The sequence below is a fragment of the Alkalispirillum mobile genome (assembly GCF_003664325.1).
In the GTDB taxonomy this organism is placed as follows: domain Bacteria; phylum Pseudomonadota; class Gammaproteobacteria; order Nitrococcales; family Halorhodospiraceae; genus Alkalilimnicola; species Alkalilimnicola mobilis.
The window spans coordinates 640,137-654,979 of sequence record NZ_RCDA01000001.1 but is presented as its reverse complement, the minus strand read 5'-3'; the positions used below and the strand labels follow the sequence as shown (position 1 = coordinate 654,979).

General features: G+C 67.7%; 13 protein-coding genes. All 13 read left to right on the top strand.

Annotation, left to right across the window (positions count from 1 at the left end; all coding sequences use genetic code 11):
• Nucleotides 1-14: 14 nt before the first annotated feature.
• Nucleotides 15-1,157 (top strand): lipid-A-disaccharide synthase, encoded by a 1,143-nt coding sequence (gene lpxB, locus DFR31_RS03070; protein ID WP_121441178.1) that lies wholly within the window; start codon nt 15-17, stop codon nt 1,155-1,157.
• Nucleotides 1,154-1,771: a ribonuclease HII gene (gene rnhB / locus DFR31_RS03065; protein ID WP_245971071.1), complete on the top strand. Its 618-nt coding sequence runs from the start codon at nt 1,154-1,156 to the stop codon at nt 1,769-1,771. Before lpxB ends, rnhB begins: the two co-directional genes overlap by 4 nt.
• A 42-nt stretch (nt 1,772-1,813) precedes the next feature.
• A complete protein-coding gene (dnaE, locus tag DFR31_RS03060; protein WP_121441177.1) occupies nt 1,814-5,356 on the top strand; it encodes a DNA polymerase III subunit alpha in 3,543 nt (1,180 codons plus the stop codon).
• Nucleotides 5,357-5,473: 117 nt separating this feature from the next.
• Nucleotides 5,474-6,193: a MotA/TolQ/ExbB proton channel family protein gene (locus DFR31_RS03055; RefSeq protein ID WP_121441176.1), complete on the top strand. Its 720-nt coding sequence runs from the start codon at nt 5,474-5,476 to the stop codon at nt 6,191-6,193.
• Entirely contained in the window at nt 6,183-6,575 is a 393-nt protein-coding gene (locus DFR31_RS03050) for an ExbD/TolR family protein (RefSeq protein WP_121441175.1), read from the top strand. The genes DFR31_RS03055 and DFR31_RS03050 overlap by 11 nt, the downstream gene beginning before the upstream one ends.
• A gap of 5 nt (nt 6,576-6,580) precedes the next feature.
• Complete coding sequence (locus tag DFR31_RS03045; RefSeq protein ID WP_121441174.1) at nt 6,581-6,985, top strand: ExbD/TolR family protein; 405 nt, start codon at nt 6,581-6,583, stop codon at nt 6,983-6,985.
• A complete protein-coding gene (locus tag DFR31_RS03040) occupies nt 6,982-7,746 on the top strand; it encodes an energy transducer TonB (protein WP_245971070.1) in 765 nt (254 codons plus the stop codon). Before DFR31_RS03045 ends, DFR31_RS03040 begins: the two co-directional genes overlap by 4 nt.
• Before the next feature lie 79 nt (nt 7,747-7,825).
• Nucleotides 7,826-8,410: a PilZ domain-containing protein gene (locus DFR31_RS03035; protein ID WP_121441173.1), complete on the top strand. Its 585-nt coding sequence runs from the start codon at nt 7,826-7,828 to the stop codon at nt 8,408-8,410.
• A gap of 88 nt (nt 8,411-8,498) precedes the next feature.
• Nucleotides 8,499-9,455 (top strand): acetyl-CoA carboxylase carboxyltransferase subunit alpha, encoded by a 957-nt coding sequence (locus tag DFR31_RS03030; protein WP_121442147.1) that lies wholly within the window; start codon nt 8,499-8,501, stop codon nt 9,453-9,455.
• A 28-nt stretch (nt 9,456-9,483) separates the two neighbouring features.
• Nucleotides 9,484-10,815 carry a tRNA lysidine(34) synthetase TilS gene (tilS, locus tag DFR31_RS03025; RefSeq protein ID WP_121441172.1) on the top strand — a complete coding sequence of 444 codons (1,332 nt, stop codon included), beginning with the start codon at nt 9,484-9,486 and terminating at the stop codon, nt 10,813-10,815.
• A gap of 151 nt (nt 10,816-10,966) precedes the next feature.
• Nucleotides 10,967-12,589, top strand: coding sequence for a CTP synthase (locus DFR31_RS03020; RefSeq protein WP_121441171.1), 1,623 nt, complete (start codon nt 10,967-10,969; stop codon nt 12,587-12,589).
• Between the two features lie 53 nt (nt 12,590-12,642).
• Nucleotides 12,643-13,476 (top strand): 3-deoxy-8-phosphooctulonate synthase, encoded by an 834-nt coding sequence (kdsA, locus tag DFR31_RS03015; RefSeq protein WP_121441170.1) that lies wholly within the window; start codon nt 12,643-12,645, stop codon nt 13,474-13,476.
• Nucleotides 13,477-13,526: 50 nt separating this feature from the next.
• On the top strand, nt 13,527-14,816 hold the full coding sequence (gene eno / locus DFR31_RS03010) for a phosphopyruvate hydratase (RefSeq protein WP_121441169.1): 1,290 nt from the start codon (nt 13,527-13,529) through the stop codon (nt 14,814-14,816).
• Nucleotides 14,817-14,843: the final 27 nt, after the last annotated feature.

Genomic DNA, 14,843 nt, shown 5'->3' with positions numbered 1-14,843 from the left:
CCCGGGGGGAAGTGATGCGGGTGGCAATGGTTGCCGGCGAGCACTCCGGTGATCGCCTGGGCGCAGGGCTGATCCGTGCCATCAAGGCACGCCACCCCGATGCCCGTTTCGAGGGGGTGGGCGGCCCGCTGATGCAAGCGGAGGGGTTGCAGAGCCACGCCCCCATGGAGGCCCTCTCGGTGATGGGATTGGTGGAGGTGCTGCGCCACCTGCCGCGGCTGCTCGGTATCCGGCGGGACCTGGTCCGGCGGTTCCGAGATGACCCGCCCGATGTATTCGTCGGGATCGATCTGCCGGATTTCAACCTCAGCGTTGAGCGACGGCTGAAAGCGGCCGGCGTGCCCACCGTGCACTACGTCAGCCCGCAGGTCTGGGCCTGGCGGCAGGGGCGGGTGCGCACCATCGGCCGCTCCGTCGACCGCATCCTGGCACTGTACCCCTTTGAGGCCGAGTTCTACGCCCGGCACGGGGTTCCGGTGGACTTTGTCGGCCACCCGGCCGCCGACCGTTTTCCGCTGCGCCCGGACTGCGCCGCCGCCCGGGAGGCGCTGGGCATGGCGCAGGACGAGGGCGCCGTTATCGCACTGCTGCCCGGCAGCCGCATGGGCGAGGTGCAACGCCACGCCACGCTCTATGCGCAAACGGTCGCACGGTTGCGTGAACGCAGGCCGGATGCCCGGTTCATCACACCGCTGGCCTGGCCGGGGTTGCGGGCCGTTTTTCACGAAGCCCTGGTGCAACAGGGGGTCTCGGATGCGGTGCAACTGTTCGATGGCCGGGCGGACGAGGTCATGGCGGCCGCGGATGTCGTGCTCACCGCCTCCGGCACAGCGACGCTGGAGGCGATGTTGCTGAAGCGCCCCATGGTGGTGGCCTACCGCCTGGCGCCCCTGACGTTCTGGCTCATGAAGCGACTGGTGAAGGTGCCGTGGGTCTCGCAGCCCAACCTGCTGGCCGGTGAGGGGCTGGTGGAGGAATACCTGCAGTCGCAGGCCACGCCGGATAACCTGGCGCTGGCGCTGCACCGCTTGCTGGAAGACCGCCTGCGCACGGAGTATCTACAGCACCGTTTCACCGAGCTGCACCAGACGCTGCGGCGCGGCGCCGATGACCAGGCGGCGGCCTCCGTGGTGGCGGTGGTGGAGGCAGGGCGGTGAGCACCGGCGCCGGGGAATGGCCACAATTGCCACTGGACGGGGACGGGAGTCCGTTACTCGCGGGTGTCGATGAAGTAGGGCGGGGCCCGCTGGCCGGTGCCGTGGTAGCGGCGGCGGTCATACTGGACCCGGCACGCCCGATCGAAGGGCTGCGCGACTCCAAACGGCTCAGCGCCGTACGTCGTGCCGAGCTCGACGGGCTGATCCGGGCGCAGGCGTTGGCCTGGGCCCTGGGCCGCGCCGAGGTGGAGGAGATCGACCGGCTGAACATCCTCCACGCCAGTATGCTGGCCATGCAGCGTGCCGTGGCCGGGCTGGATCCGGCCCCTACCCAGGCGCTGGTGGATGGCAACCGGGCCCCGGCTCTGGCCTGTCCGGCGCAGGCGGTGATCAAGGGCGACGACCGGGTGCCTGCCATCGCCGCGGCATCCATATTGGCCAAGCAGGCCCGTGATGCCGAGATGGGTGATCTGGCAGCCCGCTACCCGGGCTACGGCTTCGAGCGCCACATGGGGTATCCCACCGCCGCGCACCTGGAAGCCCTCCGCACCCTGGGGCCCACCCCCGCGCACCGGCGCAGCTTTGCCCCGGTGCGGCGTTGCCTTGCAGACTGAGTCGCTGTCGGCGGCTTCACCCACTGGACTGGACGGATAGCGATGAGTGCCCAGAGCGGTTTCGTACACCTGAACGTTCACTCGGAGTTCTCCCTCTCCGATGGCATCCTGCGTATTCCCGAGCTGGTGAACACCGTCGGGGAGCAGGGCATGCCGGCGGTGGCCATGACCGACCAGGGCAACCTGTTTGGCATGGTCAAGTTCTACAAGCAGGCGCTGGGGGCCGGGATCAAGCCGATCATCGGGGCCGAGGTGCGCGTTCAGGACGATGGGTGTGATACCGGCCACTCGGCGCTGACCCTGCTGTGCCGCGACCTGGACGGCTACGCCGCGCTCTCCCGGCTGATCTCCCTCAGCTATCAGGAGGGGCGTACCCATGACGATACGCCGGTGGTGCATCGCGACTGGCTGGAGGCGGATCACGAGGGCCTGATCGTCCTCTCCGGGGGCAAGGACGGCGATGTGGGCAAGGCCCTGCTGGCGGGCAATGACCAACGGGCGGAAGCGCTATGCCGCTGGTACGCCGATCTCTTCCCCGATGCCTACTACCTGGAGTTGCAGCGCATCGGCCGACCGGGCGACGAAGACCACCTGCATGCCGCCGTCGCGCTGGCCGGCCGGCTCGCCGTGCCGGTGGTGGCCACCAACGCCGTGCGTTTCCTGGCCGCCGATGATTTCGACGCCCACGAGGTGCGGGTCTGCATCCACGACGGCTACGCGCTGGATGACCCCAAGCGCCCGCGCCGCTACACCGACCAGCAGTACCTGCGCAGCCCGGAGGAGATGGCAGCGCTGTTCTCCGACCTGCCCGAGGCACTGGAGAACACCGTCGAAATCGCCCGGCGCTGCAGCCTGGACCTGACCCTGGGCGAGAACGTGCTGCCCGACTTCCCGATCCCGGAGGGGCTCACCATCGAGGAGTTCCTGCGCGAGGAGTCCCTGCGCGGACTGGACTGGCGCCTGGGGCTGCGCGGGTTGGCCGAGGGGGAGACCGAGGCGTCGGTGCGCGAGACCTACCTGCAGCGGCTGGACTGGGAACTGGGCATCATCAACCAGATGGGCTTCCCCGGCTACTTCCTGATCGTGGCCGACTTCATCCGCTGGGCGAAGGAGCACGACATCCCGGTGGGGCCGGGGCGCGGTTCCGGCGCGGGCTCATTGGTGGCGTATGCACTGGCGATAACCGACCTGGATCCATTGCGTTACGACCTGTTGTTCGAGCGCTTTCTCAACCCGGAGCGGGTCTCCATGCCCGACTTCGACGTCGATTTCTGCATGGAGCAGCGGGACGACGTCATCGAATACGTGGCGGAACGCTACGGCCGGGACAAGGTTTCGCAGATCGCCACCCATGGCACCATGGCCGCCCGCGCCGTTGTCCGTGACGTGGGGCGGGTGCTGGGGCATGGCTACGGCTACGTGGACCGCATTGCCAAGCTGGTGCCCTTCGAGCCGGGCATGCAGCTCACCAAGGCCTTCGAACTGGAGCCGGAACTCAAGGAGCTCTACGAGAAGGACGACGAGGCCGGCCCGCTGTTGGCGATGGCGCTGAAGCTTGAGGGGCTGGCCCGTAACGTGGGCAAGCATGCGGGTGGGGTGGTGATCGCCCCGACGCCGCTCACTGACTTCTCGCCGCTCTACTGCGAGCCCGGGGGGGAGGGGCTCGCCACCCAGTACGACAAGGACGACGTGGAAGAGGTCGGGCTGGTCAAGTTCGACTTCCTGGGCCTGCGCACGCTCACCATCATCGACTGGACGGTGAAGGCGGTGAACGCGCTGCGGGAGCAGCGGGGCGACGACCCGCTGGATATCGCCCAGATCCCGCTGGACGATCGCGACACCTTCACCCTGCTCAAGCGCTGCCAGACCACCGCGGTGTTCCAGCTGGAATCGCGGGGCATGAAGGAGCTGATCAAGCGCCTGCAGCCGGACAGCTTTGAGGATATCGTCGCGCTGGTGGCGCTGTTCCGGCCCGGGCCGCTGCAATCGGGCATGGTGGATGATTTCATCGACCGCAAGCACGGCCGTGCGCAGGTGGCCTACCCGACACCGGAGCTCCACCACGACGATCTGGAGCCGATCCTCAAGCCCACCTACGGCGTCATCCTCTACCAGGAGCAGGTGATGCAGATTGCCCAGGCCCTCGCCGGCTACAGCCTGGGGGCCGCTGACCTGCTGCGCCGGGCGATGGGCAAGAAGAAAGCGGCCGAGATGGCCAAGCAGCGGGAGATCTTCCTCAAGGGCGCGCAGGAGCACGGTCTGACCGAGGAGCATGCCGGGGCCATCTTCGACCTGATGGAGAAGTTTGCCGGCTACGGCTTCAACAAGTCCCACTCCGCCGCCTATGCGCTGCTCTCCTACCAGACCGCCTGGCTGAAGCACCACTACCCGGCCCCCTTCATGGCCTCGGTGCTCTCCTCGGACATGGACAACACCGACAAGGTGGTGATCTTCATCGAGGAGTGCCGGGAGATGGACCTGCGGGTGGAGCCGCCGGACGTGAATCGCAGCGGCTACCGCTTCCGCGCGGCCGACGAGCACACCATCATCTACGGCCTGGGGGCGGTGAAGGGCGTGGGCCAGTCGGCGCTGGATGCCATTATCGAAGAGCGCGATGCCAACGGCCCCTTCCAGGACTTGCAGGACCTGTGCAACCGGGTGGACCTGCGCAAGGTCAACCGACGGGTGCTGGAGGCGCTCTGCCGCTCTGGCAGCCTCGACAGCCTGATTCCGAACCGCGCCACCGGGATGGCCTGGCTGCCCGAAGCCCTGGCGGCTGCGGAACAGAAGACCCGCAACGCCGCCGCCGGTCAGGACGACCTGTTCGGGCTGCCGGGCGACGCCGAGCCGGCCGCGGAGGCGGCCGTGCCCCACTTCTCCACCCCGGAACAGCCGGAATGGGACGAGCACGACCGGCTGGCGGCGGAAAAGGAGACATTGGGGCTCTTTCTCACCGGGCACCCCATCGACCCCTACGAGGCGGAATTGCCCCACCTGGCGGAACGGCGCATCGCGCAGGTGTTGGCTGCGGCCGGCGATCCGGGTGAAAAACCGGAGAACGGCCGGCGCCGGAACGGGCCCACGGTGCGGGTGGTCGGCCTGGTGGTGGCCATGCGGACGCGCAACACCGCCAATGGCGGTCGCATGGCCAGCCTGGCCCTGGATGACCGCACGGCGCGCATGGAGGCCATGCTCTTCCCCGAGGCCTATGAACGGTTACGCAGCCTGATTGCCGTGGACCGGGTGCTGGTGGTGGAGGGCAAGCTGGACTACGACGATTTCGCCGGCGGTTGGCGGATCACCGTCGAGCAGTTGCAGGATATCGCCGACGCCCGGGCCGACCGGTTGCGCCGGTTGGTGGTCGGGGTCACCGCGGGGGGGGCCGGCAACGGCTTCGCCGATGCCCTGGACGAGGCCCTGCGCCCCTATCGACAGGGCCGCTGTGAAGTGCAGCTGGACTACCACGGGGAGGAGGCCAGCGGGCGACTGCGGCTGGGCCCCGACTGGCGTGTCCACCCCAGTGACGAATTACTCCGCCGCCTGGAGCGTCTGGCCGGTCCGGAGCAGGTTCGGCTGGAATACTAGGGCGTGATGCTTGACCTGGAGCAATTTCCGGGCGGGTCAGGAAGATTTCCTGTTGAAAATAGTTCTCATCCGCAATAGTCTGAGCCCCATTCTCGGGCGAATCCGGTAGTCATCACCATGCTAGAAACCGCCAACGGAACCCTCGGTGCGCTGGCCTCCTTTATGGATGCCGGCGGGCCGGTCCTGAAGCTGATCGCCGCGCTCTCGGTCCTGACCCTGGCCATCGTGCTGCTCAAGGTCTGGCAATTCCGCAGCGTCCGCCTCACCCAGATGGGCTTTGTCGAAGAGGCGCTGCACCACTGGGGGCAGGGTCAGACGCAGCAGGCGCTGGACACGGTAGCCGGGAGCCGCAACCCGGCCGGCCGGGTGCTGGAAGTGGCCATGCGCGGCTGCCTGGATCCGCGGGTACCCGCCGACCTGGTCCGGGAGGAGGTTACCCGGGTGGCCAGCAGCACCCTGGAGCGGCTGCGCAGCATGATCCGCGGCCTGGAGGTGATCGGGGCGCTGTCCCCCATGCTCGGGTTGCTGGGGACGGTTATCGGCATGATCCAGGCCTTCCAGCAACTGGAGGGGGGCGGGAGCAATGTCGACCCGGCTCTGCTCTCCGGGGGCATCTGGGTGGCACTGCTGACCACCGCCGCCGGGCTGTCGCTGGCCATACCGGCCATCGCCCTGGCCAGCCTGCTGGAGCGCTACATCGACCAGTTCCGCCACCGGCTCGAAGACGCGGTGACCCGCGTGTTCACGGCGAGGGCCTGGGAGAGCCAGCAGAACGAGACGTCGTCCGAGGCTTCCGAGGCGGGTCGCCCGGCCCGTGCCGTCGCCCATGCAACTTGAGCAACGGCGACGGCGACCACGGCTGGTCAGCCTCACCCCGCTTATCGATGTCGTCTTTATCCTGCTGATTTTCTTTATGCTGGCCACCACCTTCGCGGAGTGGCGGGCAGTGCCGGTCAGCGCGGCGGGTGAAGGCGGCGGGGAGGCGGCCGACCTGACCGCCCTGAGGGTGAGCGTCGATGCGGACGGCGCGTACCGCATGGATGGCCAGTCGGTGGATCTCGACGGACTCATCAGGCGGGTGCGCGACGGACTGGCCGTCGACGAGGACCGCCGAATCGTGCTGGCAACCCACGACGATGCCCCGTTGCGGGCGGTGGTTGCGGCCATGGACGCCATTCGTGATGCCGACGGCCATAACCTCAGCCTGGCCCGGGAGTAGCTCTGATGAAGTTGCCGCAGAAGGAGAGCCGGCTCCCGGAAGAGAACGTGATTCCCCTGATCAACATCGTCTTTCTGTTGCTGATCTTCTTCATGCTCGCCGGCGTGTTCACCCGGCCGGAGCCCTTCGATGTGACGCCACCGATCAGCACCAGCCCGGAGGAGACCGATCCGGATGAGCTGGTGATCCTGCTTGGACCGGATGGTGAGCTTGCACTCAACAGCGATGAGTTGGAACTTGCCGGACTGCCCGCCGCGCTCAGCGCATGGGAGGGCGATCTTTCGGCGTTGACGGTGCAGATCAAGGCGGATGGCGGTGCAGGTGCCGGCGCGCTCATGACGGTGCTTGATGACCTCCGGGAGGCGGGTGCCGACCGGGTGGTGTTGCTGACCCGCAGGGAGGATACGTGAGCAGCGGTCCGGATTGGCGGCACTGGGTTGTGGCCTTGAGCGTGGCGGCTCTGCTTCACGTCGGCCTGGCCTGGATGCTGCCGCGTGAGCGGGATACCGAAGAGGTGGAATACGTCCAGGTGGCGGAGATCCGCCTGGCCGGCGATGGCGCCGAGGTGCCCGCGGTCCCGGAACCCCCGGAACCCGAACCGGAGCCCGAACCGGAGCCCGAACCGGAGCCCGAACCCGAGCCCGAACCCGAGCCGGAGCCGGAGCCCGAACCCGAGCCGGAGCCAGAGCCGGAGCCCGAGCCGGAGCCCGAGCCCGAACCCGAACCGGAACCGGAACCCGAACCGGAACCCGAACCGGAACCGGAACCCACCGAACAGGTCGAGCCGGACGAGGTCGTGGAAGACGAGGATGAGGTCACGCCGGAAGAGGCCGGCACCCCCGGTGATGACGACGAGGAGGTGGTCGAGATCGGCGAGGTGGGCGAGGTCGACGATGCCTTCGCCGCCGAGGTGCGCGCCGAGCTCCAGGCGGTGCAGCAGTACCCCCGCCAGGCCCAGCGCAGACGCCTGGAGGGGACGGTAATGCTGTACTTCCGGATGGATCGCGACGGCCAGGTGGTGGAGTGGCGCATCGTGGACTCATCCGGTCAATCGCTGCTGGACGACGAGGTGGAAGCGATGCGCGACCGGGTACGCCTGCCCGCCATTCCGGATGATGTCCCCCACCGGGAGCTGGAGTGGCGCGTGCCCGTGGAGTTTCAGCTGCGTTGAGGCGCGGCGGCTGGTGCGCCCCTTTAGCCTTGCGAGAAGTGCGTTATTGTTGCAGGGTTAGCGCTGAGGGGGGAGAACAATGAATCGGCCAGAGCAGCGCGGCCAAGAACGCCGCCAGTATTTCCGTATTGAGGACACCTTGGCGATCAGCTGGGTCACCGTGCCCGAAGGGCGCGTCCAGGCGGTCATGGAGCAACTCCGGCGGGAGGAGGATCAGGGCATTGAAGCCGACGAGGCCTTCGCCGCACTGAGCCGTCGTGCCGAGAAATTGCGGCGGGTGCAGGAGCCGGAGCTGCGGGCGTTGTTCGAACTGCTTGAGCAGCGCCTGGAGATGCTGGCCGACCGGGTGCTGCATTGGGACCGTCGCCACTCCCGGGCCGATCTGCAGCAGGTCAATCTGAGCGCCGGCGGCGTGGCCTTCCAAACGGTGCAGCCGGTCCTGGTCGGTGAAAACATCGTGGTAAAACTCGGCCTGCTGGAGATGGGGCGTACCGTGTTTGCCGGTGGCAAGGTGGTGCGTTGTCACGAGGATTCCCCGGGCCAATGGGGCGTCGCGGTGGCTTTTCACCACATCAACGAGGAAGACCAGCAGAAGCTGCTGCAGTACACGCTGCATAAGCAGTCGCAGCAGATCAAGGCAATGCACGACCAAGGGCCCCGGTAGCCGGGGAAACCGCTCGCCTGCGGCCGCTTGCGCCAGGCGTTGCCGGCGGTTACCGTTATGCCCCCACATGCCGGACTGCCTGTTTCCGATGAACCTGAACTTCCTGGACTTTGAACAACCCATCGCCGAGCTTGAGGCGAAAATCGAAGAGCTGCGCCACGTCGGCCACGACGCCGAGGTGAACATCAGCGAGGAGATCCAGCGGCTGCAGGATAAAAGCCACGTCCTCACCGAAAAGATCTTCGCCAACCTCACTGCCTGGCAGATCGCCCAACTGGCCCGCCACCCGAACCGTCCCCACGCGCTGGATTACATCCACGGGCTGTTCGAGGACTTCCAGGAGCTGCACGGCGATCGCGCCTATGCCGATGATCCGGCGATTGTCGGCGGGCCGGCCCGCTTCGAGGGCCGTCCGGTGATGGTTATCGGGCATCAGAAGGGCCGTGACACCAACGAGAAGGTCCGCCGCAACTTCGGCATGCCACGGCCGGAGGGCTACCGCAAGGCCCTGCGCCTGATGCGCATGGCGGAGCGTTTCGAACTGCCCGTGTTCACGTTTATCGACACCCCGGGCGCCTATCCCGGCGTCGGTGCGGAGGAGCGTGGCCAGAGCGAGGCCATTGCCCGTAATCTCGAGGTCATGTCCCGGCTGCGTACCCCCATCATCTGCACGGTGACCGGCGAGGGCGGCTCCGGCGGTGCGCTGGCGATCGGTGTGGGCGACCGGCTGCTGATGCTCGGCTACAGCGTCTACTCGGTGATCTCGCCCGAGGGCTGCGCCTCCATCCTCTGGAAAAGCGCCGAGCGGGCCTCCGACGCGGCCGATGCCATGGGCATTACCGCGCAACGGCTGCACGAGCTCGGCCTGAACGACAAGGTCCTGGAAGAACCCCTGGGCGGTGCGCACCGCAACCCCGACGCCATGATGGAGAGCCTGCGGGCCGAACTGCGAGCGCAGTTGCAGGCACTGGACGGCATGGACCAGGCGCACCTGCTTGAACAGCGCTACCGTCGGCTGATGGCCTTCGGCCAGTTCCGAGACTGATCCGGCGCCCGCCGGGCCACCGCCCATCATGGTCGGCACGCCCCCACTGACCCCCCGGGCCCTGCATCAGCGCCTCCAGAGCGAGGGGGCAGGGGGGCGGTTCTGTATCGCCTACTCCGGGGGGCTGGATTCCACCGTCCTGCTCCACCTGATGAGCACACTCGCCGCGGAGGGGGTGCTTCGCCTGCGTGCTGTGCACGTCCATCATGGGCTGCAGCCGGCCGCCGACGACTGGGCCAGCCACTGTGTGCGGGTGGCCGGTGAGCTGGGCGTGGCCTGCCAGGTCCTACCGGTAGCGGTTGAGCGAACCAGCGGCGAGGGCCTGGAGGCCGCGGCCCGCCGGGCCCGCTACGCAGCGCTGAGCGGTGTCCTGGAGGCCGGGGAAGTGCTGCTCACCGCCCATCACGCCGATGACCAGGCCGAGACAGTGCTGCTCCATTTGCTGCGTGGCAGCGGCCCGCGGGGGCTGGCCGCCATGCGCGGGCGCCGTGCACTGGGCGAGCACCTACTGCTGCGCCCGCTCCTGCCCTGGGGCCGGCAGTCCCTGTGCCGCTACGCCAGTGAACACCGGCTGAGCTGGGTGGACGACCCAACCAATGAACATACCGGGCACGACCGCAACTGGTTGCGGCATACCCTGTGGCCGGTGCTCACGGCCCGCTGGCCCGATGTCAGCGACCGGCTGGCCCGGGCGGCCCATGAGCAGGCGGAAGCCGACGGGTTGCTGCAGGACCTGGCGGCACTCGACCTTGCCCGGCAGCCCGCCGGTACGGGGCTGCATGTGCCTACCCTGGCCGCGTTGAGCGGAGCGCGAGCACGTAACCTGGTCCGCCACTGGCTGCTCCAATCAGGCGTCAGGCCCCCGCCGCGGGCCCGCCTGGAGCAGGGCCTGATGGACTTGCTGCAGGCCGGGCCCGACCGGCAACCGGTGCTCAGCTGGCCGGAGGGCGAACTGCGCCGCTACCGCGATCGGATTTTCCGCCTGCCGCCGGGAGGGCCCGCCCGCTGGCCGGTTCCTGAGCTGCCGTGGGATCTGCGCGAACCCCTGGTGATCCCCGGCATCGGCGAGCTGCGGCTGGTGCCGGCGGAGGCGGGTATCCCCGCCTCGCTGGTGGCAGCGGCGGGGCTGAGCGTCGGGCCACGGCGCCCGGGTGAGCGCGCCTGCCTGGACACCAGCCCGGGGCGCCGACCGCTCTCACGCTACTTCCAGGAAGCGGGCGTGCCCCCCTGGCAACGTGATCGCATCCCCGTGCTGCGGCAAGGCGGGGACATTGTCGCGGTGGCCAATATCGGGACCGAGCGGCGTTACCGCCAGGTGCCCGGCTATCGGCTGGAGTGGCGGGATACCGGCGCGGATTGATCGCGCCCGGCCCGCCGGCTAGCGGTTCACCCGCCGCGGGAGGCCCCCTGCGGCATCCGGCTCCGTTGTGAATTCTCCCCCCTTCTGCTAATGTTTGCGCCCATCCAAGGCCAGCCCCGGCCGCCCACACTCAGACCTCCGCGAAGCCTGTATGACCCGATATATTTTCATCACCGGCGGCGTTGTATCGTCCCTGGGTAAGGGTATTACCGCTGCCTCCCTGGGTACCGTCCTTCAGGCCCGTGGCCTGAGCGTCTCCATGACCAAGCTGGATCCGTATATCAATGTGGATCCGGGCACCATGAGCCCCTTCCAGCACGGCGAGGTCTACGTCACCGACGATGGTGCGGAGACAGACCTGGACCTGGGTCACTACGAGCGCTTCGTGCGCACCACAATGACCCGGAACAACAACTACACCACCGGCCGGATCTACGAGTCCGTGATCCGAAAGGAGCGCCGGGGTGAGTACCTGGGTGGCACGGTGCAGGTCATCCCGCACATCACCGACGAGATCAAGCGCAGCATCCAGCAGGGTGCGGACGAGGCGGACATCGCCCTGATCGAGATCGGTGGCACGGTGGGGGACATCGAATCGCTGCCCTTCCTGGAGGCCATCCGCCAGATGGGCGCCGAGCTCGGTCGCGGCCGTTGCCTGTTCATGCACCTCACCCTGGTGCCCTTCATCGGGACCGCCGGGGAGATGAAGACCAAGCCCACGCAGCACTCGGTCAAGGAGCTGCGCTCCATCGGCATCCAGCCCGATATCCTCGTCTGCCGGGCCAGTCAGCGCATCCCCGAAGAGGAGCGGCGCAAGATCGCGCTGTTCACCAACGTGGAGCCGCGGGCGGTGGTCTCCTGCCTGGACGTGGACAACATCTACAAGATCCCCGAGGTGCTGCACCGCCAGGGGCTGGACAACATCGTGGCGGACAAGCTGGGCCTGGAACTGCCGCCGGCGAACCTGCAGGACTGGCACCGTGTGGTCGAGGCCATGCAGAACCCGGAGGGCGAGGTCACCATTGCCATGGTCGGCAAGTACGTGGACCTCACCGATGCCTACATGTCGCTCAACGAATCGCTGCGCCACGCGGGTATCCGTACCCGGCACAAGGTCAACATCCGGTATATCGACTCCGAGGAGCTGGAGCGCGAAGGGACCCAGGCGCTCAACGGCGTGGATGCCATCCTGGTGCCCGGCGGGTTCGGCGAGCGCGGCGTGGAGGGCAAGATCCTCGCGGCGCGTTATGCCCGCGAGAACAAGGTCCCCTACCTGGGCATCTGCCTGGGGATGCAGGTGGCGGTGATCGAGTACGCCCGTAACGTGGCCGGCCTGGAAGGGGCCCACAGCACCGAGTTCACCCGCCATCCGCACCACCCGGTCATCGGCCTGATCACCGAATGGATGACCGAGGAGGGCACGGTGGAGCAGCGTGACGAGGGCTCGGACCTGGGCGGTACCATGCGCCTGGGGGCGCAGCCCTGCCGGCTGACCGAGGGCTCGCTGGCGGGCGAGGTCTACGGCAAGGACGTGGTAGAGGAGCGCCATCGTCACCGCTACGAGTTCAATAACCACTATCTTGAAGCGCTGGAAACGGCCGGTCTGCGCTTCTCGGGCTGGTCCCACGACCGGCGACTGGTCGAGGTGGTGGAACAGCCGGACCACCCCTGGTTCCTGGCCTGCCAGTTCCACCCGGAGTTCACCTCCACGCCGCGGGACGGCCACCCGCTGTTCGCGGCCTTCGTCCGCGCCGCCATCAACCACAAGGGCTGAGGTGGCGGTCGAGCGGGTCCAGTATCAACACCACGCCACGGGGGCGGATTAACATGGATCTCTGCGGTTATCGCGTCGGTCTGGACAAACCGTTATTCCTTATCGCCGGCCCCTGCGTGGTGGAGTCCGAACAGCTTGCCCTGGATACGGCCGGCCGGCTCGCGGAAATGGCCGGCGAGCTGGGCATTCCGTTTATCTACAAGTCCTCGTTCGACAAGGCCAACCGCAGTTCCCACGAGAGCTACCGCGGGCCGGGCCTGGAGGCTGGCTTGAAGGTGCTGGAGACGGTGCGCCGCCAGATCGGCGTGCCGGTGATCACCGACGTGCACGAGGACACCCCGCTGCAAGAGGTGGCGGCGGTGGTGGACGTGCTGCAGACCCCCGCCTTCCTTTGCCGGCAGACCAACTTCATCCGCAACGTGGCCAAACAGGGCCGACCGGTGAACATCAAGAAGGGGCAGTTCCTCGCGCCCTGGGACATGCGCCACGTGGTGGCGAAAGCGCGGGATACCGGGAACGAGCAGATCATGGTCTGCGAGCGCGGCGTCTCCTTCGGCTATAACAACCTGGTATCCGACATGCGCGCCCTGGCCGTGATGCGTGACACCGGCGCCCCGGTGGTCTTCGACGCCACCCACTCGGTGCAGCTCCCGGGCGGGCAGGGCAGTGCCTCGGGTGGGCAGCGGGAGTTCGTCCCGGTGCTGGCCCGCGCTGCGGTCGCCGCCGGGGTAGCCGGGCTGTTCATGGAGACCCACCCGGACCCGGACAAGGCGCTCTCCGACGGCCCCAACGCCTGGCCGCTCGATCGCATGGCCGAACTGCTGGAGACGCTCATGGAACTGGACCAGGTGGTCAAGGGGCGCGGCTTCACCGAGCAGGGCCTGTAATCCGACACCGAATATCAAACCGTTTCTGATCGTATTTGGAAGAGGAACCGATGGGGACCATCAAGCAGATCAAGGCACGTGAAATCCTGGACTCCCGTGGTAACCCGACCGTGGAGGCCGACGTCATCCTCGATTCCGGCGTGATGGGCCGCGCAGCGGTGCCGTCCGGCGCCTCCACCGGTACCCGCGAGGCCGTGGAACTGCGTGATGGTGAGGCCGGCCGCTACCTGGGCAAGGGGGTTCGCCAGGCGGTGGCAAACGTCAACACCGTCATCGCCGAGGCCCTGCAGGGGATGGACGTCTCCGGTCAGCGCGCCCTGGACGACCGCATGCGCGAGCTGGACGGCAGCGACAACAAGGGCAAGCTGGGCGCCAACGCGCTGCTCTCCGTATCGCTGGCCGCCGCCCGCGCCGCCGCTGCCGAGCGCGGCCAGTCGCTGTTCCGCTACCTCAGCCCCGAGGGGCCCTGGTCCCTGCCGGTACCGATGATGAACATCCTCAACGGCGGCGAGCACGCGGACAACAGCGTCGACATCCAGGAGTTCATGGTCATGCCCACCGGGTTTGACCGCTTCTCCGAGGCCTTGCAGTGTGGCACCGAGATCTTCCACGCCCTCAAGAAGGTGCTCAAGGCCCGCGGGCTTAACACCGCCGTGGGTGACGAGGGCGGGTTCGCCCCCGACCTGCCCTCCAACGAGGCGGCCCTGGAGGTGATTCTGGAGGCCATCGACAAGGCCGGCTACAAGGCGGGCGAGAACGTTTGGCTGGCGCTGGATGCCGCCAGCTCCGAATTCTACCAGGACGGCGTCTACCATCTGGCGTCCGAGGGCCGGGAGTTCTCCGCGGAAGCCTTCGCGGACTACCTGGCCGACCTGTGCGACCGCTATCCGATCATCTCCATCGAAGACGGGATGGACGAGTCGGACTGGGCCGGCTGGAAGGCGCTGACCGACAAGGTCGGTGACCGCGTGCAACTGGTGGGCGATGACCTCTTCGTCACCAACACCCAGATCCTCAAGCGGGGCATCGACGAGGGGGTGGGCAACTCCATCCTGATCAAGTTCAACCAGATCGGCACCCTGTCGGAGACCCTGGATGCCATCGCCATGGCCCACGAGGCAGGCTTCACCGCCGTGGTTTCCCACCGCTCCGGCGAGACCGAGGACACCACCATCTCCGACCTGGCCGTGGCCACCACTGCAACCCAGATCAAGACCGGCTCGCTCTGCCGCTCCGACCGCGTGGCCAAGTACAACCAGCTGCTGCGCATCGAGGAGGAGCTGGGCGAACAGGCCGATTACCCGGGCCTGGCCGCGTTCCCGCAGCTCAAGCAGGGCTGAGGCGCGGGGCGCGCCCCGTGATTCCCC

Bases quoted from the DNA above. Each gene is read 5' to 3' on its own strand.
- DFR31_RS03020 (WP_121441171.1), top strand. From the start codon at position 10,967: ATGACCCGATATATTTTCATCACCGGCGGCGTTGTATCGTCCCTGGGT.
- dnaE (WP_121441177.1), top strand. From the start codon at position 1,814: ATGAGTGCCCAGAGCGGTTTCGTACACCTGAACGTTCACTCGGAGTTC.
- eno (WP_121441169.1), top strand. From the start codon at position 13,527: ATGGGGACCATCAAGCAGATCAAGGCACGTGAAATCCTGGACTCCCGT.
- tilS (WP_121441172.1), top strand. From the start codon at position 9,484: ATGGTCGGCACGCCCCCACTGACCCCCCGGGCCCTGCATCAGCGCCTC.
- DFR31_RS03045 (WP_121441174.1), top strand. From the start codon at position 6,581: ATGAAGTTGCCGCAGAAGGAGAGCCGGCTCCCGGAAGAGAACGTGATT.
- kdsA (WP_121441170.1), top strand. From the start codon at position 12,643: ATGGATCTCTGCGGTTATCGCGTCGGTCTGGACAAACCGTTATTCCTT.
- DFR31_RS03035 (WP_121441173.1), top strand. From the start codon at position 7,826: ATGAATCGGCCAGAGCAGCGCGGCCAAGAACGCCGCCAGTATTTCCGT.
- lpxB (WP_121441178.1), top strand. From the start codon at position 15: ATGCGGGTGGCAATGGTTGCCGGCGAGCACTCCGGTGATCGCCTGGGC.
- DFR31_RS03055 (WP_121441176.1), top strand. From the start codon at position 5,474: ATGCTAGAAACCGCCAACGGAACCCTCGGTGCGCTGGCCTCCTTTATG.
- DFR31_RS03030 (WP_121442147.1), top strand. From the start codon at position 8,499: ATGAACCTGAACTTCCTGGACTTTGAACAACCCATCGCCGAGCTTGAG.
- DFR31_RS03050 (WP_121441175.1), top strand. From the start codon at position 6,183: ATGCAACTTGAGCAACGGCGACGGCGACCACGGCTGGTCAGCCTCACC.